19 protein-coding genes and 1 tRNA gene are annotated in these 19408 nt (G+C 67.3%); 8 read left to right on the forward strand and 12 right to left on the reverse strand.

The features are described 5' to 3' along the window. Positions 1 to 165: 165 nt before the first annotated feature. The 6 genes from NXI30_02150 to NXI30_02175 form a co-directional block, all read right to left on the reverse strand. Positions 166 to 615, reverse strand: a complete 450-nt coding sequence (locus tag NXI30_02150; GenBank protein MCR9092996.1) for a hypothetical protein — start codon at positions 613 to 615, stop codon at positions 166 to 168. Positions 616 to 813: 198 nt separating this feature from the next. Further along, positions 814 to 1602, reverse strand: a complete 789-nt coding sequence (locus NXI30_02155) for a hypothetical protein (GenBank protein MCR9092997.1) — start codon at positions 1600 to 1602, stop codon at positions 814 to 816. A 36-nt stretch (positions 1603 to 1638) separates the two neighbouring features. Then, the gene (locus tag NXI30_02160) at positions 1639 to 2259 is read right to left on the reverse strand and encodes a hypothetical protein (protein ID MCR9092998.1); all 621 of its coding nucleotides are present in this window, start codon (positions 2257 to 2259) and stop codon (positions 1639 to 1641) included. Between the two features lie 481 nt (positions 2260 to 2740). Then, positions 2741 to 2828: transfer RNA gene (locus tag NXI30_02165), tRNA-Ser, on the reverse strand. A gap of 161 nt (positions 2829 to 2989) precedes the next feature. Continuing rightward, positions 2990 to 3769, reverse strand: a complete 780-nt coding sequence (locus NXI30_02170; protein ID MCR9092999.1) for an SDR family NAD(P)-dependent oxidoreductase — start codon at positions 3767 to 3769, stop codon at positions 2990 to 2992. Beyond that, positions 3766 to 4770 carry a radical SAM protein gene (locus tag NXI30_02175; GenBank protein MCR9093000.1) on the reverse strand — a complete coding sequence of 335 codons (1005 nt, stop codon included), beginning with the start codon at positions 4768 to 4770 and terminating at the stop codon, positions 3766 to 3768. Before NXI30_02175 ends, NXI30_02170 begins: the two co-directional genes overlap by 4 nt. A gap of 231 nt (positions 4771 to 5001) precedes the next feature. Here NXI30_02175 and NXI30_02180 point away from each other — a divergent pair, with 231 nt between their 5' ends. Continuing rightward, positions 5002 to 5571 carry a nuclear transport factor 2 family protein gene (locus NXI30_02180; protein MCR9093001.1) on the forward strand — a complete coding sequence of 190 codons (570 nt, stop codon included), beginning with the start codon at positions 5002 to 5004 and terminating at the stop codon, positions 5569 to 5571. Positions 5572 to 5624: 53 nt separating this feature from the next. Here NXI30_02180 and NXI30_02185 read toward each other — a convergent pair whose 3' ends face one another. Continuing rightward, positions 5625 to 6281, reverse strand: coding sequence for an adenine nucleotide alpha hydrolase (locus NXI30_02185; GenBank protein ID MCR9093002.1), 657 nt, complete (start codon positions 6279 to 6281; stop codon positions 5625 to 5627). A 118-nt stretch (positions 6282 to 6399) separates the two neighbouring features. Between NXI30_02185 and NXI30_02190 the strand changes: the two genes are divergently transcribed. Beyond that, the gene (locus NXI30_02190) at positions 6400 to 6759 is read left to right on the forward strand and encodes a hypothetical protein (protein MCR9093003.1); all 360 of its coding nucleotides are present in this window, start codon (positions 6400 to 6402) and stop codon (positions 6757 to 6759) included. A 257-nt stretch (positions 6760 to 7016) separates the two neighbouring features. Next, a complete protein-coding gene (locus NXI30_02195) occupies positions 7017 to 7700 on the forward strand; it encodes a porin family protein (protein ID MCR9093004.1) in 684 nt (227 codons plus the stop codon). A gap of 53 nt (positions 7701 to 7753) precedes the next feature. Here the strand turns inward: NXI30_02195 and NXI30_02200 are convergent, their stop codons facing one another. Continuing rightward, entirely contained in the window at positions 7754 to 8323 is a 570-nt protein-coding gene (locus NXI30_02200) for an aromatic-ring-hydroxylating dioxygenase subunit beta (protein ID MCR9093005.1), read from the reverse strand. Beyond that, a complete protein-coding gene (locus NXI30_02205) occupies positions 8323 to 9612 on the reverse strand; it encodes an aromatic ring-hydroxylating dioxygenase subunit alpha (protein ID MCR9093006.1) in 1290 nt (429 codons plus the stop codon). Before NXI30_02205 ends, NXI30_02200 begins: the two co-directional genes overlap by 1 nt. 88 nt (positions 9613 to 9700) lie before the next feature. Between NXI30_02205 and NXI30_02210 the strand changes: the two genes are divergently transcribed. The 5 genes from NXI30_02210 to NXI30_02230 are packed head-to-tail and all read left to right on the forward strand — an operon-like array spanning position 9701 to position 15481. Then, positions 9701 to 10555 (forward strand): TIGR03619 family F420-dependent LLM class oxidoreductase, encoded by an 855-nt coding sequence (locus NXI30_02210; GenBank protein ID MCR9093007.1) that lies wholly within the window; start codon positions 9701 to 9703, stop codon positions 10553 to 10555. A 21-nt stretch (positions 10556 to 10576) separates the two neighbouring features. Next, positions 10577 to 11212, forward strand: a complete 636-nt coding sequence (locus NXI30_02215; protein ID MCR9093008.1) for a TetR/AcrR family transcriptional regulator — start codon at positions 10577 to 10579, stop codon at positions 11210 to 11212. Positions 11213 to 11272: 60 nt separating this feature from the next. Continuing rightward, on the forward strand, positions 11273 to 13498 hold the full coding sequence (locus tag NXI30_02220; GenBank protein ID MCR9093009.1) for a DUF3604 domain-containing protein: 2226 nt from the start codon (positions 11273 to 11275) through the stop codon (positions 13496 to 13498). Positions 13499 to 13507: 9 nt separating this feature from the next. Continuing rightward, positions 13508 to 14524 (forward strand): TIGR03617 family F420-dependent LLM class oxidoreductase, encoded by a 1017-nt coding sequence (locus NXI30_02225; protein MCR9093010.1) that lies wholly within the window; start codon positions 13508 to 13510, stop codon positions 14522 to 14524. A 24-nt stretch (positions 14525 to 14548) separates the two neighbouring features. Further along, the gene (locus NXI30_02230; GenBank protein ID MCR9093011.1) at positions 14549 to 15481 is read left to right on the forward strand and encodes an SDR family NAD(P)-dependent oxidoreductase; all 933 of its coding nucleotides are present in this window, start codon (positions 14549 to 14551) and stop codon (positions 15479 to 15481) included. Positions 15482 to 15496: 15 nt separating this feature from the next. On the opposite strand, the gene NXI30_02235 is transcribed toward NXI30_02230, so the two are convergent. The 3 genes from NXI30_02235 to NXI30_02245 are packed head-to-tail and all read right to left on the reverse strand — an operon-like array spanning position 15497 to position 19353. Beyond that, complete coding sequence (locus NXI30_02235; GenBank protein MCR9093012.1) at positions 15497 to 17398, reverse strand: DUF3604 domain-containing protein; 1902 nt, start codon at positions 17396 to 17398, stop codon at positions 15497 to 15499. A gap of 10 nt (positions 17399 to 17408) precedes the next feature. Next, positions 17409 to 18416, reverse strand: a complete 1008-nt coding sequence (locus NXI30_02240; GenBank protein MCR9093013.1) for an aldo/keto reductase — start codon at positions 18414 to 18416, stop codon at positions 17409 to 17411. A 25-nt stretch (positions 18417 to 18441) separates the two neighbouring features. Beyond that, entirely contained in the window at positions 18442 to 19353 is a 912-nt protein-coding gene (locus tag NXI30_02245; GenBank protein ID MCR9093014.1) for a TIGR03564 family F420-dependent LLM class oxidoreductase, read from the reverse strand. Positions 19354 to 19408: the final 55 nt, after the last annotated feature.

The following is a 19408-nucleotide window of genomic DNA, read 5'->3' on the forward strand; positions in this document are numbered from 1 at the left end:
GCGGAGTAGCCCACAACCCGCAGACTTCGCAGTTGAGGCGCCTCAGAGGTACAGCCAGTCTACGCCAGATGGCACAAGCCGTGCTTTCAGGTCGCTCTTAGGCGGGGATTGTGCGATGGAGGGCGTTCCAAGCTCCGCAATCGGTCTGTCAGACCCAGGGACTTGTTATACGGCGGGCGAACGCCACCAAATCACCGCCACGACGAGCAAGCTCGTCGCCCAGATCATTGCGACGTGTCGCCACCACGACCTCCAAGCGGGTTCGTTCGGAGTGTTGTGCCAAGAATCGGGATAGACACGCTCGCCGGACGGGGTTTCGAGTTCGGAGAGCCCTAACGCCTCGTTCACGCGGACCACGACTCCCGTCACGCGGAGGTAGGAGCGATTGTTCGCTCGAACCATCGCCGACGCGACGTAGGCCGCGAGCAGCGCGAAGATCGAAAGCGATGCGCGAACACCCCACGGCATCGACTCAGTCGACGAGACGAGCCAGCCTGCAAGGATCAGCATTGTCGCGACGGTCCGCTCCGTAACGGAATGCATCTTCGCCCGGAGCGACATCGCCTGATCGGAATGTGTCGCTAAGACTCCGAGCAGCTTCTCATCAGTCTGCACAGCGTCCGCCGCCTTCCTTATGACGGATCAGCCCACAACCTGCAGGGATCGCCATCAACCCCGCTTCGAGCTGATCGGGTTCGCCGCCAGGGTACCACGAGCGGCCTTCCCGGCGAAGCCGGGATGAGGCCGCGGGGCCCACTCCCAGCTCGCCCAACGCCCTGTCAGGTTCAGGGGCTTGTTATGCGGCGTTCCAGTCTAGACGCTTCGAATTACCTGATCGGCAATACTCTTGAAGACTACCCACAGCACCGAGGCGTCGTTCTCGTCAAGAGTGACGCCGTGCGAGAGCTCCTTCGCGGGATGGATGTAGTTGCGGTAGTCGCGGATCACGACGCCAACATCTCGCGCGGACTGACGAATCCACCCCTGGTCATGGGCCACGTCAATATAGTGGCGAAGTGTCCAGTCTTTGAGCTGGATCGGCTTTCCAGATTTGTCCTTGGGGACGGCTCCGGATCGAAAAATGGGAGCGAGGTCAGGGACGTGATTGACGCGTGACAGGAGTAGCGCCTCGAGAAGAGCTCCCATCATCACGACGGATGCCAGATTGGCTCCCGACTGAAGGCACAGCGACGTTTCGGCCCACCGTCGCGTGAGAATATTCCGCATTGCCGAATCAGAAACCAGCGGCGAGAAGTCCGGACACTCATCTACGATCGCGGCACTTCCATCCAGAAGCGCTGGGTCCTGAATCAGCTCTGAGCGGAGTGCGACTAGATCTTTCCGTAGGTCACCGGCAACCTTCTTGTACCGGCTGCGCGTAGTTGACCTACCAGTTGCGTCTAGGAGCTCTCGGAATCCAGCGTCTACATAATTGAGCTCGGGCTCGTCTGAGCGCGTGGTCAGATTAGGTCTGTGCGACTTAAACCACGCGTAGGCGGTCGCTTGGATGAGGTTCTTCTCGGCGCTCGACGAGACTTGCAACGAAGTGCCTCTGTTTATCGATCGCCTAAGCCTCTCAAGGTCCTTGATGGCTTCGTCCACCACGGCACTAGGATCGAGCTTGTTGGGCGAACTCATCTATCTGCGCCCGCGTGCGGCCGCCTTTTTTGCTCCCTTCTTCTTCTTGGCGGCTTTCTTCTTCGCCGCCTTCTTACGGGCGCCCTTCTTCTTGGGCTTGCGAGGAGCCGCGCTTGCACTTCCGTCCGGCAAAACCATCGCGACGAGATTCTCGCCGACTGAGTTGATCTTGAATTGACCGCGCTCGCCAGCCTTATCGAGGTAGCCGGCCTTAAGTGTGTTGTTCAACGTGTCTTTCGGAGAGTTGAGACGCGCCCGCCCCGCCTTGCGACACGCGTCTTGCAGTAGATCGGTACCGATCGACTCGGCGCGCTCAGCGGAAGGCGCCTCGAACTGGTAGTAGTACGCCACCGTCGCAGCGAACTGCGTATCGGCTCGGGGGGATTTGCTTTCAACGAAGGTCTTGATGTCTGAACCCTGAGGAGCGGCAAGCTGCGGAGTGGCGGCAGGGGTGACTTGGGGAGCGGCACCTGCTGCCGGCGGAGCGGGAACAGAAGGAAGTGACGTGCCGAGCTTTTCGGACGCCCATCGAATGATCCGGGCTCGTTCGTCGTCGTCGAACGGCTCTAGCGTGTCGACCAAGACTCGAACTGCCTCGAGGTCGTCCTTGTCGTTCGGCATGTCGCGTCTCCTTACAGCACGGCGTCGGCGGAATGCCGCATAACAGGTTAGTAACCCGCAACAGTGCTATTGGCCGTCGTTGAACCCCGCAGTTGCATTGGTCCTGATCCTATCACGAGCGCGCCTGCAACCGCTCCAATCGCTGTCTCAAGCGGGAAGCAGCGTGATCGTCGTCGTTATGCCGCGATGAAAATGGGAGCGGGCACGATCTCGGCAGCCGCGAAGTTGCGTCTTCGCATGGGTGCGCCAAAAGGGGGAAGCGCGGCACACTAATCCCCGGCGGGACCTGCCGGCGGTGGCAAGCTCCCAACCACCGGACTTCGCCACAGAGATTTCCTGGCCAGGTTCGCCCGAAACCCTCGCTCTCCGGCGGTCTCCGGTTGGCTGCATAGTCGCGCACCCCGCAACATCGCCCCACACACCCCCAAAGTCGCCGACTCCACGACCAGCGCGCACAGAGCCTCTGAAAAGAAGGACTCAATGGCGGAGAGAGTGGGATTCGAACCCACGGTAGGTTGCCCTACACACGCTTTCCAAGCGTGCGCCTTCGACCGCTCGGCCATCTCTCCGGGAGCTCGGGGCGACTGTTTTCGTCGCCCTCCGAGCGGCGCGGAGGCTAGCACAGCGCCTCCGCATGGCCCCAAGCGGCGGATTCCGGGGGTCTCAGCCTGGTTCTCGCGTCGGGTGGATGGGCTTCCGCCCCCCTGATCGCTGGCCTTCCGGCGGAAACCTAGGGCGCCGGTGTCGCCGAGACGCACTTCGCGGCCGCCTTTCGCGCCTTCGGCGAAGACGTCAGCGCATGTGAGCGGACCAGGGTCCACCAGTCGTACTCGTCGCGACTCGGCTGCTCGAGACCCGGGTGCCACATGCGCGAGATGTTCTCACCGTTGCGGACGAACCAGTCGAGGGCGTAGGTCGTCGGGATGATCTCGCGGGCGCAGCAGCTGACGCCGTCGGTGATTCCCTTCGCCACGTCTTCGGCGGAGTCGTGGTCGGCCTGGGCGTCCGCCACTCGGGAGCGGTAGTCGGCGAGGATCTTCGGGTCGCCGCGCAGGTTCTTGAAGAAGTTGGTCGCGATCCCGCACGGATAGCTGACGCTCACGCGACCCGGGAGCTCGCGGACCGAGGCGTAGGCCCAGCCACGGATCGCGTGCTTGGTCGCAGAGTAGAGGGCGAAGGTCGGTGCGGCGACGACCGACTGATTCGAGCCGACGACATGGACGTGGGAGGCGCCGCCGGCGAGGGCCGTCTGCGCCTGCTCGATCGTGCGGAGGACGTTGACTTCCCACATCTCGCGGGCGTCGGCGTGGACCGGGCTCGCGCTCGACTGGAGGAGGCCGAAGCTCGCGTTGAGGAAGACCGTGTCGAACTCCGCCGGATCCCATTCGTCGCCGCGGGAGAGCGGCGTGACGTCCGCGCCGCGGGCGCGCAGGGTCTCGACCAGCGCCTTGCCGACGCCGCCGCTCGCGCCCGTGACCGCCGTCTTCCGTCCTTCGAAGTCGAATCTCATCGTGCCGTCTCCTGCGAGAAACGGCTGCGCTTCGTCGCGGTGAAGTCCCAGGAATCGCAGCTTCGGCAGGGCTCGGGGAGCTTCTCCCAGGCCTGCCACTGGTGCAGGGACCAGATCTCTCGGTAGGCGTCGCTGTGCCAGATCTCGCGGATCGTCTGCCCGTCGATCACGTTGCCGAAGGAGAGCTCTCCGTCGACGTCGACCGAGCAGCCCTGGACGTTGCCGTCGGCCGCGATGATGATCCGGTCGCCCAGATAGCGACAGGCGGCGCGCTTCTCCGGCTGGATGAAGTCCTGGAACCGCGTTCGGCCCAGAAAGCCGAGCGCGGGGCGGATTTCGATGTCGTCGACGATGCCCTTCCAATGGTCGAGGAACGCGTCGATCTCTTCGTCGGTCTCGTCCGTCCGGACCGAGGTGATCGCGATCCAGGGAACGAGCTGGTCACGGTCGTTTCGGATGCCGTGCTCACCGCGCACGCGGAGCGCGGTCTCGATCCGGCTCTCGATCACCGAAGCCTTGGCGCCACGCACCTGGCGATAGAGGTCGGCGTTCGCTCCCTCGAACGAGAAGTGGAGCGTGTCGAGGCCGGCCTCGATCAGATCGTTCATGATCTTCTCGGTGAGCGGCGTACCGTTGGTCGTGACGGCGACGATCGGGATTCCGCCCTGCTTGGCCCGCGAAATGACGGGCAGGAGCCGGTCCAGGTGGAGGAGCGGCTCGTTGAACAGATGGAGGTAGAGGCCGTAGACCCCGTTCTCGGCGCACTCGTCGACGACACGCGCGAGGGTCTCGGCGTCCATCTCACGGGTGAACTTCTTCCGGGTCGGCTTCGAGCAGAAGCTGCAGTCGAGATTGCAGTCGGCACCGACCTCGAGATAGACGGTCCGGGGGAAGTCGACGGGCATCACGTTCCCGTGACGGGCGATCTCGAGATAGTCGTCGCGATTCCGGGGGACGTGGTTCTTGATCCAGTGGAGCTTCTCGGCGTCGTAGTTCTTCAAGGTCGCCCCTCGCGCACGCGCGCGTCGGGCGCGCGGTCCTGTGCGTATCTCGGGTGCAACGAAGAGGCACCTTAGACGCAAGTCCCGGAATTCGGATTCCCCGATCCAGAATGCGCGAAAGGGGTGAAGGCGACTCGGGAGGAACCCCCACTCGGGACTGGGCGCCCTCCCCCATCCCGGCTCCACCGTTTTCGGTACCGTCTCACGAGTCCAACGAGCGAGGAATCTGCCGTGAGCTACGTGATCGACTGCCGCAAGAACTGGGAGATGACCGAGCGTATGCTCGCCGAAGAGACGGACCCGATCCGCCGGCGCAACCTCGAGACGATCGTCGCCCACGCCAAGGCCGAGGCGAAGCCGGACTTCGACGCGCTGATGGCGACCGTCGCAGAAGACGCCAGCTACACCAGCTACACCGACGGCGACGCCGACGCGAACAGCCCGACCGGCAAGGACGGGGTCGCCGCCTACTACTCCGGGATCGTCGGCTCCGGCTGCAATCACATCGAGCACGCCGTCGACCGGATGGCGGTCGGCCGCGACGTGATCACGACCGAGGGCGACATGAAGATGGCGTACCCGGGCAAGGTCCTCGCGGCGATGGGCATTCCGGTCCCCGACGAGGACGCGCACTATCTCTACCTGTCGCGCCTGATGATCGTGTGGGGCTTCGACGAGAACGGGCTCGTGACCTGCGAGGACAGCTACGCGGCGGGGGGCCATCCCGGCTTCGACGGGATCGCCGAGCGCCCGGTCACGATGGACCAGATCTATCTCTGGGCGGACGATCCGGCGAGCTGAAGCGCCGGGATCCGTCGGCTTCGACACCGCTGCGATCGTCCGGCCGTCGTCGTCTAGCCCTCGGCCGGAACGACGTCCGCGAAGACGAAGCCTTCCCGCTCGACGATCTCTCCGCACTCGATCGGGATCGGGGCGGCGAAGTCCGGACTGTCGTAGACGAAGGTGTGGAACTCGCCGTTCTCGCCGCAGGGGTCGGCGCCTTCGGGCAGGCGCGCGAGGAGCGACTCGTCCCAGTCGTGCCCCGCGAGCGCGCGATCGATTTGCTTCGGGTCGACACAGGCCAGTGCCGCACGAATGCCGGCGCCCATCATCTCCCCGGCGAGCGCGCGGGTCTCCTTCCCCCAGATCGGAAAGACCGGCTCGAGGCCGACGCGCTTCATCTGCTCGATGCGGTAGTCCCGGATGTCCTCGAGGAAGAGGTCCCCGAACGCGACCGCACGCACGCCCTCTCCTTTCGCGCGGAGGAAGGCCGCGTCCATGCGCGTCTCGTACTCCTCGTTCGTACAAGGAAAGGGAAGTTCGACGCACTCGATCGGCAACCCGATCGCCTCGGCCTGCGCTTCGAGGAGGGAGCGACGCACCCCGTGCATCGCCACGCGATCGTGCTCCGCATTGCAGCTCGTGATCAGCCCCCGCAGATCGGCCCCGCTCCGCCGCAATACGTGCAGCGCCCACGCGCTGTCCTTGCCCGAGCTCCAGGACAGGAGCATCGGGCCCGCCTCTCGGCCGACTCCACTCAAGGCGATTCCTCCGCGCTCGCAGTATCGCACGTCCGATGCTCTACTCTCGAACGGAATGCATCCGCCAAACATCCACGAGATCGAACGCATGGTCCTGCTGCGACAGGCCCTCGACGTGCTGGAAGCCGGCGAGGAGGAGCAGCGGGCGCTCTATCCCGAAGATCGAGACCCGGCGCTCGAGATGAAGCTCCTCTTCCGCGAGGCCTGGCACGGTGTCCGCGCCGTGTTCACGCCGATCCTGCCTCGTCTGGCCGTCGAGATCCTCGACACCCTCGACGCCGAGCTCGATTCCGCGCCGCCCGATTGGTCCGGCATTCGTCGCAAGGCGACGGAAGCACGCGCGAACCTTCCGAACCTGGGAGAACGGAGCGCGCCCCGTGCCTGGCTCGACCAGATCGTGCTCGGCCCGCACCACCTCCTCGTCCGGAGACAGCTCGGGAGCGAGTAGTCGGACTGCGCGGGCTGGAGCGCGCGACTTCGTCCGCGGTCGACGAAGCGCCATTAGGCCGACGCTCCGTCAGATCCTGCCTGGCCATCGGAAGGCACCGCCCGCGCGATCCCGAGAGCGCAGAATCCCCCCACATCCGCTCCCTCCAACCGGCTCGAGGGTCGAACTTCCGCGTTGGCGGCGCTCCGGGCGTCTCACTATTCTGGCCCGACCGCGAGAACCCGAATCGCGGCCCCTCCCTGCTCCGGAGCCTCAGAATGCGCCCCTCCCTCCGTTCGCTTTGCCTGCCCCTGGCCGGGCTCCTCCTTCTCTGCGTCCTCGCTCCGACGAGCGCACTCGCGGAAGAAGGCGAGGTCGATTGGTCGCGGACAGGCCCGTACCTCGGCGCGAGCCTCGTCGGCGGACGCTTCCTCGTCCTGGCGGACGACCTGGAAGAACAGCTGGTGCCGCTCGGCCTCGAGATCCCGCGCGTTCCCGGAACCGGCCCCGGGTCGACGCTCGGCATCCAGAACAGCATCGAGCACGACTTCTCGATCGGCTACGACGTGTTCGTCGGCTACCGCGTGCACAAGTACGTCGCCGCCGAAGCCGAGTTCGAATGGCTGACCGACGTCGCGTTCGACGAGAACGGCGGCACCTTCGTCGACGGTGACACGATGACCTTCGCGGCGTCCGTCCGCGCGATCCTTCCGCTCGGGCGCTTCGAGCCCTTCGCGGTCGTCGGGATCGGCGCGATGTACGCGAACCTCGAGGACGCGCAGCGCCTCGGCGTGATGTTCGAGGACGGCACCGACTTCCTCTGGAAGGTCGGCGGCGGCTTCGATTTCCACCTGACCGAGCAGGTCGGCGTGCGCTTCTCGACGGACTACATGCGCCCGAAGGGCAACATCCACGCCCTCGAGCACGCCTCGGTCGGCGGCGGGCTCTTTTACCGTTTCTAGCCGCGGGCGCCTACCGTTTCTAGCCGCAGGCGCCTACCGCTTCTAGCCGGGCGCTAGAAGAAGAGGCCGAGCGTCGGGTACTCGATGTCCGCCATGTCGAGGATCACCTCGCGGCGGACGATCCGTAGATCGCCGGCGGAGCCGCCCTCCGCTCGGGCCAGCACGTCTCGCCGCTGACCCGCATAGAGGAAGGTCGCGCTTCCCGGGCGCGTCCAGTGCAGATGGAAGGCGCTCACGACCGAGAACGTCTCGCCCTCGGTCCCGGTGATCTCGACGTTCCCGACGAGTCGGCGCGTGCGCGCCGGTGGATTCTCGGACCAGGAGTTGGGCTTGAAGGCGCGCTCGACCCGGAGCATCAGATAGGGGAGCGTCTCGTCGCGGATCGGCAGTCGGTCCCCGTCGCGCTCTTCGAGCTCCCGTTCGACGCTGATCATTTCCTCGGTTCCGCGGAGGGCGTTGTCGACGAGGGGGTTTCCGCGTCCGGGAACGACGTATCGGATCTCGGGCGCGCAGAGCGCGAGCCATTTCTGGTACTCGCGCCCGTCGAGGAGCCGCGCCTCGCGGTAGTACCACTGTTCGATTTCGTGCTGGAGCTCCAGGCTCGCTCGGAAATCGTCCGACATCAGCCCTCCTCCACCGCCATCAGCGCATCCCGCCAACGCAGGTAGAAGTTCCGCGCGTAGAACTCGTTCGCGGTCACGCTCACCAGCCCCGGCAGGTCCGGGTGGGGCTTCTCCTCCCCGACGCCGAGCCCGTAGAAGTAGGGCCGGTCGTCCGCGAAGTCGATCGCGCTCCCCAGGTACTGCTGGGTCCACGCTTCGGAGTCTTCCTGCTCGAGGAGTCCGCCCGGACCGAAGAACGCGGTGTGGTTGCCACGCAGGATCCGCTTGTACTCCTCCGGCGCGTCCGACGGCACGACGGACCACGACCAGTACTCGACCTTCCCCGGGCCGCGAGGATGCGAGACCTTGAACGCGGTGTTCGACCAGAGAAAGGACAGGTTCGGGTAGACGCCGTAGGTCAGCCCCTTCATCCGCGCGCGAATCGGGCCGACGCGCTCCTCCGCTTTCATCTGCAGCTCGCGCAGATACTCGTGGATCTCGGGCGAGAGCAGAGAGGCCATCCCCTCGAAGCCCCACGCCACGCTCTCGAGGGGCGCATCCTCGGGCATCAACCGGAACGTCGCCCCGTGCCCCGGCTGCGCCACGCAGCTATAGCCGTGATCGAAGACTTCGGCGTTCGCCTCCGGCGGGATGACGGCGGCGTGCAGAAAGGGGCCGTGGTTGACGTCGCCGAGCTGGTTTTCCATCGGGAGCTTCCAGTTCGCGTTCAGCACCCATCGCTGCGGCGAGCCGACGAACTCGATCCCGTTCTCGAAGCGCTCGAAGAAGGCGTCGAGGTACCAGCGCTGGTCTCCGAGATACTGCTCGAGGGGCTCGATCTCGGGGTCGAAGGAGCCGAAGATCATCCCGTGCCAGGTTTCGACCCGCGGCACGGCCTTGAGCGAGAGCTTCGACTTGTCGGTCCTTCCCTCGACATGGCGTTCCTGCGGAATCGACTGGAGCTTGCCTTCGACCGAGTAGCTCCAGCTGTGGTAGGGGCAGACGAAGCTCTTCGCGTTGCCGTGGTCCGCTCGGCAGACGGGCAGCCCGCGATGGACGCAGCTGTTCACGTTGGCGTGGATCCCGCCGTCGCGACCGCGAGCGACGATGATCGGCGTCTCGCACATGTAGGCCTGCACGAAGTCGCCCGGGTTCGGGATCTGCGTCTCGTGGGCGAGGAAGAGCCAGCTCTTCCCGAAGATGCCCTTCTTCTCGAGCTCGTAGAGCCCGGGATCGCTCCAGGCCTTCCGGCCGATCAGCGTGGCATCGGCATTCACGACGTCGGCGACGCGCGGGGGACTCGCTCCCATGATGGGCCTCCTGCAGTGGAGTCCAAAATTATCGTGTGATAATTTTCTCGCAACCCGGGCGGATCGCGCCGGTAAGGAGGATTCGCGCATGGACTACTGGCTCTACCTGACCGGCGAAGACGAGAGGCAGTACGTCGATCTCGCGCGCCACGCCGAAGCCGCCGGCCTGCGCGGCGTCGCGATCGCCGATCACGTCGCCGTGCCCGTCCGGTTCGATTCGATCCACCCCTCCGGCGCCCCGGCGCCCTTCGATCACCGATCGAGCTTCCCGGATCCGATGACCTTCGCCGCGGCGATCCTCGCCTCGACCGAGACGCTCGAGGTCATGCCCTACGTCTACATCCTGCCGATGCGCGAGCCCTTCTCGGTCGCCAAGCAGGCGGCGACCCTCGCCGTCCTCTCCGACGGCCGCTTCCGCATGGGCGTGGGCGCCGGCTGGCTCTTCGAGGAGATCGAGCTGATGGGCCAGGCGGTCGCGCGGCGCGGCCGTCGCATGGACGAGATGCTCGAGATCGTGCGCGGGTTCTGGACGCAGGAGTCCGTCGAGTTCCATGGCGAGTTCTTCGACTTCGCCCCGGCCGGGATGGCGCCGCGACCCGCGAAGCCCGTCCCGATCTGGGTCGGCGGGAAGAGCGACGCGGCGCTCGCCCGGGCCGTCCGACAGGATGGCTGGCTCGGCATGAACTACGACCTGCCGGAGGTGCATGCCCTGCTCGAGCGCCTCGCGGCGATGCGCGCCGAAGCCCCGCCGCGGGAAGAGCCCTTCGAAGTGTTCGTCATCCCGAACGCGGAGCCCTCGCCCGATCTGCACGCGGAGCTCGGCGAGCGCGGCGTGACGAGCACCCTCGCGTTCGCCTGGCCCGCTGGCGACCCCGCTTTCGACTCGCTCTCGGCGAAGCAGCAGGCGATCGACGCGTTCGCGAAGAGCTACCTCGGTCGCTGAACCCCCGCGGAGGAGCCCCTCATGCCCGCAGCGCGAAGCGAGAACCTCGAAGCGTCCGGAACGACGAAAGGCGAGCGGACCGCGGCGCGGATCCTCGACGCTGCGGAAGCGGTCTTCGCCGAGTCGGGCTTCCAGGGAGCGTCGCTGCGCGAGATCGCGCGGCGGGCCGGGATCCAGCAACCGGGGCTCTACAACCATTTCGCGAGCAAGCGCGATCTCTATGCGGCGGTGCTCGACCGCGCGCTCACGCCCATGACCGAGGCCATGGCCGACGCGATCGAGGACGCCCACGGAAGCCGCACGCTCGAACGACTCCTGACGGCCATCACCGACGTCCTGCTCGAGCATCCCCAGATGGCCGCGCTCTTCCAGCAGGCGCTCCACGACGGAGATACGCCGGGCCAGGAGCTGATGCGGGACTGGCTGGACCGTCTGCTCGCCCAGGGCGTGGAGACCGCACGGAGCGCGACGCGCGAACCGGTCGATCGCGCGCAGCTCGCGATCGGCGTCGTCGCGATGTTCAACGTCACGACGGGCTACTTCCTGTCCCAACGCGCCCTCGATGGCCTGGGCGTCGGCGCCCTCGACGATCCGGCCAACGTCGCGAGGCAAAAGGCGCTGCTCGAACGGGTGGGCCCGGCGGCGATGAGGCGATAGCGTCCTCGAGGTTCATCGGGCCGCCGGCTTCGGAAGCGAGTCGTGCGGGGAGGAGACGCCATGCGGAGCGCGCTGATCGGACTCGGAATCCTGCTGCTGATCGCGGTCGTCGCGGTCTGGATCGCGGGGACCGGCTTCTTCGGCGAGGTCGACGGCGAGGGCACGTCGCCGAAGGGCGTTTCCCGGGACGCCACCGTCGTGGCGCAGGCCGTCGCGGACCAGCAGGCCGCGGCACGCGCGGTTGCCGCCCCCTCCGGCGAACAGATCCTCTTCGGCGACTTCCATGTCCACACGACGCTCTCCGGCGACGCGTTCGTGATGAACCTTCCGTTGATGGGCGGAGCCGGCGCGCTCAGCCCGGCGGACGCCTGCGACTTCGCGCGACACTGCGCCGCCCTCGACTTCTGGTCGATCAACGACCACGCGAACAGCATCTACCCCGAGGACTGGACAAACACCGTCGCCGCGATCCGCGAGTGCAACGCGAAGTCGGGCGACCCTTCGAATCCGGATACGGTGGCGTTCCTCGGCTGGGAGTGGACGCAGGCGGGACTCACCCCGGACGGCCACTACGGACACAAGAACGTGGTCCTCGCGCACACCGACGACGAACGGATCCCGACGCGCCCGATCGGTGCGAAGCCCGGCTCGATCCTGCTCTCGAGCCTGGGGGCGATGACCCGGGGCGCGCTCTCCTTCGTCGACGACCGATTCGACGACCTCAATCTGCGGATCGCCTCCCGCTCCGAGACGCCCGTCTGCGGCGACGGTCACGTGACGGAGCTCGGAACAGACTGCCAGGAAGTCGCACCGACCCCGGCGGACCTCTACCGGAAGCTCGACGAGTGGGGACACGACGCGATCGTGATCCCGCACGGCACGGCCTGGGGGATCTACACGCCGCCGAACTCGAGCTGGGACAAACAGCTCGAAGGCGACATGCACGACCCGGATCGGCAGACCCTCCTCGAGGTCTACTCGGGCCACGGCGACTCCGAGGTCTACCGCTCGTTCCGCGGCTTCGAGATCTCCGCGGCGGGCCACCTCGTCTGTCCGGAAGAGACGCCGGGTTATCTGCCGCCTTGCCGCCAGGCGGGCCGGATCGTGATGCAGCGCTGCCTCGGCGAAGGCACCCCGGAGCTCGAGTGCGAAGGGCGTGCGGAGCTCGCCCGGCAGCACGCCATGAAGGCGGGCAAGGACTATGTTGCGACGATCGAGAACGGCGACGCCCGCGAGTGGCTCGACGCCGGCATGTGTCGCGACTGCGACCAGCCGAGCTTCAGCTATGTCCCGACCGGCTCCGCCCAGTACATCGCGGCCCTCGGCAACTTCGACGAGGACCCGAACGCGCCGCGGCGATTCCGGATGGGCTTCATGGCCTCGAGCGACAACCACTCCGCGCGGCCCGGCACGGGCTACAAGGAGTTGCTCGCGATGACCGACGGCGGGTTCGACCACCCCGAGAGCGCCTCCGCCCTCGTCGACGACCTCCGCTCCGGTCCCGGCGAGGACGCGGAACGGCCGGGCCGCTCACGTCCGATCGATCCGGGCGCCACGTCGCCGCTGACCGCCCTCGCCGACTCCGAGCGCGCCGGCTCCTTCCAGTACACCGGGGGTCTCGTCGCCGTCCACGCGCCGGCCCGGGATCGCGATTCGATCTGGGGCGCCCTCGAACGTCGCGAGACCTACGGCACGAGCGGCCCGCGCATCCTCCTCTGGTTCGACCTCCTGACCGAAGAAGGCGAGCGACCGATGGGCACCGAGATCGAGCTCGCCGGGAACCCGACCTTCCGCGTTCGCGCCGTCGGCTCGCGCGAGCAGCAGGCCGGCTGTCCGCAGGGCTCCCTCGACTCGCTCGGGCCTGAGGAGCTCGAACGGCTGTGTCTCGGCGAGTGCCATCACCCGGGCGACGCGCGCCGAGCGATCGAGCGGATCGACGTGATCCGCGTGCGGCCGCAGATCTTCGAAGGAGAGGACGTGGGCTCGCTCGTGGACGATCCGTGGCGAAGCTTCGAGTGCGACGGCGACCCGGCGGGCTGCGTCGCGACCTTCACCGACGAAGCGTTCCAGTCCGGCGGCCGTGACGCGGTCTACTACGCGCGGGTCTACGAGCCCGAGAAGCCGACCGCGAACGGCGACCCGCTCAACTGCGAGCGCGACGAGGCCGGAAGATGCCTCGCCGTGAACACGTGCGACGGATCCGACGACTGCCTCGCCCCGGACCGCCCGCGCGCCTGGTCCTCCCCGATCTACGTGGACCATCCGAGCCGCGCTCGGTCTCGCTAGCGTGTCGGCATGAAGGTCTACACGACGGCACCCCTCGAAGATCCGCGCGACGCGCGCACCCAGTTCACCCGACTCGAAGAGATCGGATACGACGGCGCATTCAGCTTCGAAGCGAAGCACGACCCGTTCCTGCCCCTCGCCCTCGCGGCGGAGCACACGAATACGCTCCAGCTCGGGACGGCGATCGCGATCGCCTTCGCGCGCAATCCGATGAACCTCGCGAACCTGGGCTACGGCCTTCAGTCGATCACCGGCGGCCGCTTCTGGCTGGGCCTCGGCACCCAGGTCAGACCGCACATCGAGAAGCGCTTCAGCATGCCCTGGTCGAAGCCGGCGGCGCGGCTGCGCGAGATGGTGCTGGCGATCCGCGCGATCTTCGCGCGTTGGGAGGGCCAGGCGGAGCTCGACTTCCGCGGCGAGTTCTACCAGCACACGATCATGATCCCCGCCTTCGATCCCGGCCCGAACCCGTTCGGACCGCCGCCGATCTTCACCGGCGGCTTCGGCCCGCTCATGACCGAGATGGCCGGCGAGGTGGCGGACGGATTCATCTCGCATCCCTTCAACTCCCGCGAGAGCCTGCTCGCCAACACGCTGCCGGCGCTCGAGCGCGGGCTCGCGAAGGCCGGACGAACGCGCAAGAGCCTGACCGTCCTCTCCGCCATCAACGTCGTGACCGCGGATACCGAGGAGGAGTTCGCCGCCTCGAAGCTCGCCGCCCGCAAGCAGCTCGCCTTCTACGGATCGACGCCCGCCTACGCGCCCACGCTCGTCCATCACGGATGGGGCGAGCTCCACGAAGAGCTCAACCGCATGTCCAAGCAGGGCAAGTGGGACGACATGACGGACCTGATCGACGAGGAGATCCTGCACACCCTCGCCGTGGTCGGCGAACGCCACGAGATCGCGGAAAAACTGCGCGTCCGCTTCGAGGGAATCGCCGACGGCGTGAGCCTGACGCACAATCGGTATCCCGACCCGCATCAGTGGGCGGACGTCGTGGCCGACCTGAAGCGAACTCCCTGAGACACGGCCCGAAGGAGGATGCACATGGCCTTCAACGCGGAATCGACGACGGACCAGGTCCTCGAAGGCATCCGACTCGACGGCAAGCACGCGCTCGTGACCGGCGCGACCGGCGGACTCGGGATCGAGACGGCCCGCGCCCTCGCCTCCGTCGGCGCCTCCGTCACCATCGGCGGCCGCAGCCCCGCGAAGATCGAGAACGCCCTCGCCGCGCTCCGCGAGCAGGTCCCGGGCGGGTCCTTCGACTCGATCGAGGTCGACCTCGCGTCGCTCTCGAGCATCGCCTCCGCCACGAAGGCCTTCGTCGACGGCGGTCGGACGATCGACCTGTTGATCAACAACGCCGGCGTGATGATGTGCCCGGAGGGCAAGACCGCGGACGGGTTCGAGACCCAGTTCGGGACGAACCACCTCGGCCACTTCGCCTTCACGGCCGGCCTCATGCCGGCGCTCGCGCCGGGCGCGCGCGTCGTCACGCTCAGCTCCGGGGCCCATCTCCGCGGGACCTGCGACGTCGACGATCTCAACTGGGAGAGCCGGGACTACGACCCGAACCTCGCCTACGCCCATTCGAAGACGGCGAACATCTGGTTCGCTTCCGAGCTCCAGCGCCGCTTCGGCGATCGGCTGCTCTCGCTCTCCGTCCACCCGGGCGTGATCCAGACGGACCTCTCTCGCCATCTTCCGGACACGGTCGTCGAGGGAATGCGCGAGGGCTTCGAGAAGGCCGGCATCGCGGTGAAGAACGTGCCCCAGGGCGCCGCCACGTCCGTCTGGGCGGCGACCGCGGCCGAGCTCACGGAGCACGGCGGGGCGTACCTCCTCGATTGCCACGTCGCGCCGCCGATCTCCGAGGAGGTTCCGCGACAGGGATACGAGAAGTGGGCGTACGACGAGGCGAACGCGAAGACGCTCTGGGCGAAGTCCGAAGCGCTGACGGGCGTCTCGTTTCCCTAGACGGTTCGTCGGGCGCTACTCACCGGGCAGGTACGTGATCGCCGAGGTGACGGCGCGCTCCTGCACCGTCGTCGGATCCGGCGCTTCGATGCCGAGCGCTTTCGCGTCGTAGGTCGTCCAGCGGGGCGTCTCGATCTCGAGCACGCGCGCGTAGTAGCGGGTGGGGCGAGACCGATCCCATTCCGGGTCCCGCCAGACGGCGGCGAGCTCGGTCGCCCCGACGCTGTTCGTGTAGGAGGCGTTCGGGACGTCGACCGTGCTCTCGAGCGCTTCGACCCGATGGCGCGTCGGGTCCGCGACGCGTCCATCCGAGGCGGCGACGTCGAAGATCTTCTCCTGCGGCTCGCCGGCCTCGTCCACCCAGAGCTTCACGATCTGGATCCGGTCGAGGTTCGCCGCGAAGGGGTCCTTGACCGCCCAGACCGCGAGGGTCGGCCCCGTCTCGCCCGTCCCCTCGAGCTGATCGCCCATCGCGACGCCGGTGGCGTAGGCCTCGCGGATTCCGTCCGGGCGATCGAAGAGGTCCGCCGGATAATCCCAGCCGGCGAAGAAGCGAACCCGGATGCGGGTGCCGGAGGTCGCGAAGGTCTCGCGCCGGCGCATCGCCTCGAAGAGCGAGTCCCGGGTGTTCTCCTCCGCCCAGATCGCGGCGAGTCCCCCGGAGCCCCACGCCGACGCGGCACGCACTTGTTCCGGGAACAGGGTCGCCGTGCCCATGCGGATGCCCGCCGTGCCGTCGAGCAGCGGCAGCTTCCCGTGGAAGGCGTCCTCGTCGATCGGCGCGCTCGCGCCGTGGCCGTCGCTGCTCCCGATCACGCCGAAGTCGAAGGGGTCGAAGCCCTGCGTCGCGCGATAGGCGAGCCCGCGCTTCAGCGCGTCGCGCGCGTAGCTCCCGCGCGGCTCGCTGTAGCGCTGTTCGAAGTTGAGGGTCTTCTCGTTGAGCTCGAAGCGCGCGAACTCGTCCTCGCTCGACAGGACGGGATGGGCCTCCGATTGCCCCTTCACCTGGAAGATCTCGGCGATCGGCTCCCAGCGCGCTCGCCGCGCCGCGTAGTCCGCGTCGACGGGATCGCCCGCGACCGTCACGTCCTTCCACATCTCGCCGTTGCTGACGTTGCCGTTGTGCGGAATCGCGATCGCCTCGATCCCCTCCTCGAGCTGAGCCTCGAGGGTCGCCCAGAGATCCTCGGCGTCCTTCGAATCGATGGCGCTGAAGGGCAGCTCCGGTGCGCGACTGCTCCGATAGATCACGTTGCGATGGAGATTGTCGAGACCCGGCTCGCTGACGGCCGACCACTCGTAGGCGACGAAGCTCGTGAAGACGCCGGGGTCGTTCGCCTGCTCCGCGGCATCGATGGTCCGCTGCCAGGCCGCGCGCATGATCGCCGGGTCGCGCCCCATGCTCTGTCCGCTGACCGACGGCGGCTCGAACTCCGCCATCGTCTCGAGAAAGAGAAGCGTCGCCGAGAGTCGATTCCGCCCGAGCAGGGTCTCCCGCAACTTTCCTCCGTGGAGCGGAAGAACCAGTCCCTGTCCGTCCTGCACCCCGAGATACTCGGCGTGGTCCGTCACGGCGGCGAAGTCGAGCGGCTCCTTCAAGCGGATCGCGTAGCCGACCCCGTGCTCGATCGTCCCGCCCTTCGCGTAGACGTACGCGTCTTCGGGTCCGGCCGTCACGCCGAAGCGATAGGCGTCGAGGGACAGGCGCGTGTGGATGTGGAGGTCGCCGAAGAAGACGTTCCGCTCTTCGCTCGAAGGCGTCGCGACCTTAGGCGGCGGGGGAAGCGCGGAGGCCGCGTCGTAGGGCGGCTGGAGGGTCGAGTCCTCCGGTGCCCTTCCGAGCGTCGCGAACCAGAGCGGAACGAGGGCGACGAGCGCCGCGAAGACGACGAGTCCGATCAGCAGCTTCCGAATCATCTGCGGCTCCCTAGCGATAGCCCGGCGAGACCGGTCGCCGCGGCAGGGTCCACCAGACCTGCTCGCAGACCTCGCGGAGATCGTCGTCGAACTCGACCTCGAGGGCGGCCAGGTTGGCGTCGAGCTGGTCGGCGCGCGAGGCGCCGATGATCGCCGTCGTCACGCCGGGCTGGGCGAGGACCCAGGCGACCGCGACCGAGACCAGATTCAGACCCCGCTTCTCGACCTCGCCCTTCAGGCGCGCGACCGCCTCGATCTGCGCGGCCTGCCAGTAGCGATGCTGGTACATCGCGCCGGCGCCCCCGAGATCGAAACGCGTTCCCTCCTCGACGTCCTGCCCGGCCTTGTACTTACCCGACAGCATGCCGCCAGCGAGCGGGTTGTAGACCATCAGACCGATTCCCTCGTCGCGGAGCATCGGGAGCAGCTCGATCTCGAGATCGCGATAGAGGAGGTTGTACCGGGACTGGATCATCATGTATCCCGGAACGCCGAGTTGATCCGCGGTCCGGGTCGCCTTGCCGAGGCGCCAGGCCGAGTAGTTCGAGCAGCCCACGTAGCGGACCTTGCCGGCGCGGGTGATGTCGTCGAAGGCTCGGAGCGACTCGTCGAGGGGTGTGTTCTCGTCGTCCATGTGGGCGAGATAGACGTCGATGTGGTCGACGCCCAGCCGCTTCAGGCTCCCGTCCACGGCGTCCATGATCCGCTGTCGCGAGAGCCCGTAGCTGTTCGGCCCGCGGCCCGTCGGCGCGAAGCACTTGGTCGTGAGGATCAGGTCGTCGCGATTGCCCTTGTCCTTCATCCAACGACCGAGGATCGCTTCGGTCTCGCCCGCCGTCTCCGTACTCCCACCGAGGGGATACGCGTCGGACGTGTCGAGGTAGACCATCCCGGCGTCGTACGCCTTGTCGAGGATCGATCGGGACCCGGCCTCGTCGACCTGCAGACCGAAGGTCATCGTCCCCAGACACAAGACCGGGACTTCGAGGCCGTGCCGGCCCATCTTTCGCGTTTCCATCAGGACTCCTTCCGAGGCGCGCGTTCTAGAGACGACTCGTGAGCAGGTCGAGGGTGCGCGCTTCCGAGCCCTCTTCGACCGGGAAGATCGCCGCGTCGAAGTCGGTCACGCCGATGTCGCGCAGGCGATCGAGCCCCTCGCCGACCTGCTTCTCGTTCCCGACGATCGCGATGTCCGCCGGGCCGGACGCGCCTTCCTTGTCGAGCATCGCGCGATACGACGGGAGCTGGCCGTACATGACGAGCCCCTTCGCGATCTCCTCCCGCGCCGCTGCCTCGTCGTCGGTCACGACGATCGGGAAGCCCGCGACGATCCGCGGATCGGGCCTGCCCGCGTCGGTCGCCGCGGCGCGCAGCTTCGGGCCGATGTGGTCCTCGATCGTGGCGGGGCCGGTCATCCAGAGGATCGTGCCCTGGGCGAGACTGCCAGCGATCTTGAGCATGAGGTCACCGAGCGCCGCGATCAGGACGGGGGTCTCGGTCGAGCCCGGGACGTCGAGCGCCGCGTTCACCTGGTAGTGCTCCCCCTGGAAGCTCGCGGGCTCGCCGCGGAGCAGCGGGCCGAGCACCTCCATGTACTCGCGGGTCTGCTGGGCGGGCTTCGCGTAGGAGAGCCCGAGCATGTCCTCGATCACGAGCTTGTGGGAGAGGCCGATTCCGAGGGTGAAGCGTCCACCGCAGGCCACCTGGGTCGTGAGCGTCTGCTGCGCGATCGCGACGGGGTGGCGCGGTGGGGTCGGGACGACGGCGGTCCCGAGCTCGATCCGCTCCGTGTTGCAGCCGACGATCGCCTGGGCGCCGATCGCGTCGAGGCCGAAGATGTTCGCCATCCACATCGAGGCGAAGCCCCGCGCTTCGAGGTCCTGCGCGCGGGCGATGAGGCCTTCGAGGGTTCCGTCCGGGCCGGGCGTCGCACCGGCCATCACTCCGATTCGCATCGTGAGCTTCCTTTCGAGGAGCGACTGCGCTCCCCCATGAATGAAGAGTGTCGTA

Source organism: bacterium, from assembly GCA_024742285.1.
Lineage (GTDB): Bacteria > Myxococcota_A > UBA9160 > UBA9160 > UBA4427 > UBA4427.

Excerpts from the sequence above, each read along its gene's own strand:
- NXI30_02170 (MCR9092999.1), bottom strand. The coding sequence starts at position 3,769 with ATGAGATTCGACTTCGAAGGACGGAAGACGGCGGTCACGGGCGCGAGC.
- NXI30_02230 (MCR9093011.1), top strand. The coding sequence starts at position 14,549 with ATGGCCTTCAACGCGGAATCGACGACGGACCAGGTCCTCGAAGGCATC.
- NXI30_02210 (MCR9093007.1), top strand. The coding sequence starts at position 9,701 with ATGGACTACTGGCTCTACCTGACCGGCGAAGACGAGAGGCAGTACGTC.
- NXI30_02235 (MCR9093012.1), bottom strand. The coding sequence starts at position 17,398 with ATGATTCGGAAGCTGCTGATCGGACTCGTCGTCTTCGCGGCGCTCGTC.
- NXI30_02205 (MCR9093006.1), bottom strand. The coding sequence starts at position 9,612 with ATGGGAGCGAGTCCCCCGCGCGTCGCCGACGTCGTGAATGCCGATGCC.
- NXI30_02185 (MCR9093002.1), bottom strand. The coding sequence starts at position 6,281 with ATGCTCCTGTCCTGGAGCTCGGGCAAGGACAGCGCGTGGGCGCTGCAC.
- NXI30_02215 (MCR9093008.1), top strand. The coding sequence starts at position 10,577 with ATGCCCGCAGCGCGAAGCGAGAACCTCGAAGCGTCCGGAACGACGAAA.
- NXI30_02220 (MCR9093009.1), top strand. The coding sequence starts at position 11,273 with ATGCGGAGCGCGCTGATCGGACTCGGAATCCTGCTGCTGATCGCGGTC.
- NXI30_02245 (MCR9093014.1), bottom strand. The coding sequence starts at position 19,353 with ATGCGAATCGGAGTGATGGCCGGTGCGACGCCCGGCCCGGACGGAACC.
- NXI30_02195 (MCR9093004.1), top strand. The coding sequence starts at position 7,017 with ATGCGCCCCTCCCTCCGTTCGCTTTGCCTGCCCCTGGCCGGGCTCCTC.
- NXI30_02200 (MCR9093005.1), bottom strand. The coding sequence starts at position 8,323 with ATGTCGGACGATTTCCGAGCGAGCCTGGAGCTCCAGCACGAAATCGAA.
- NXI30_02190 (MCR9093003.1), top strand. The coding sequence starts at position 6,400 with ATGGTCCTGCTGCGACAGGCCCTCGACGTGCTGGAAGCCGGCGAGGAG.
- NXI30_02240 (MCR9093013.1), bottom strand. The coding sequence starts at position 18,416 with ATGGAAACGCGAAAGATGGGCCGGCACGGCCTCGAAGTCCCGGTCTTG.
- NXI30_02160 (MCR9092998.1), bottom strand. The coding sequence starts at position 2,259 with ATGCCGAACGACAAGGACGACCTCGAGGCAGTTCGAGTCTTGGTCGAC.
- NXI30_02225 (MCR9093010.1), top strand. The coding sequence starts at position 13,508 with ATGAAGGTCTACACGACGGCACCCCTCGAAGATCCGCGCGACGCGCGC.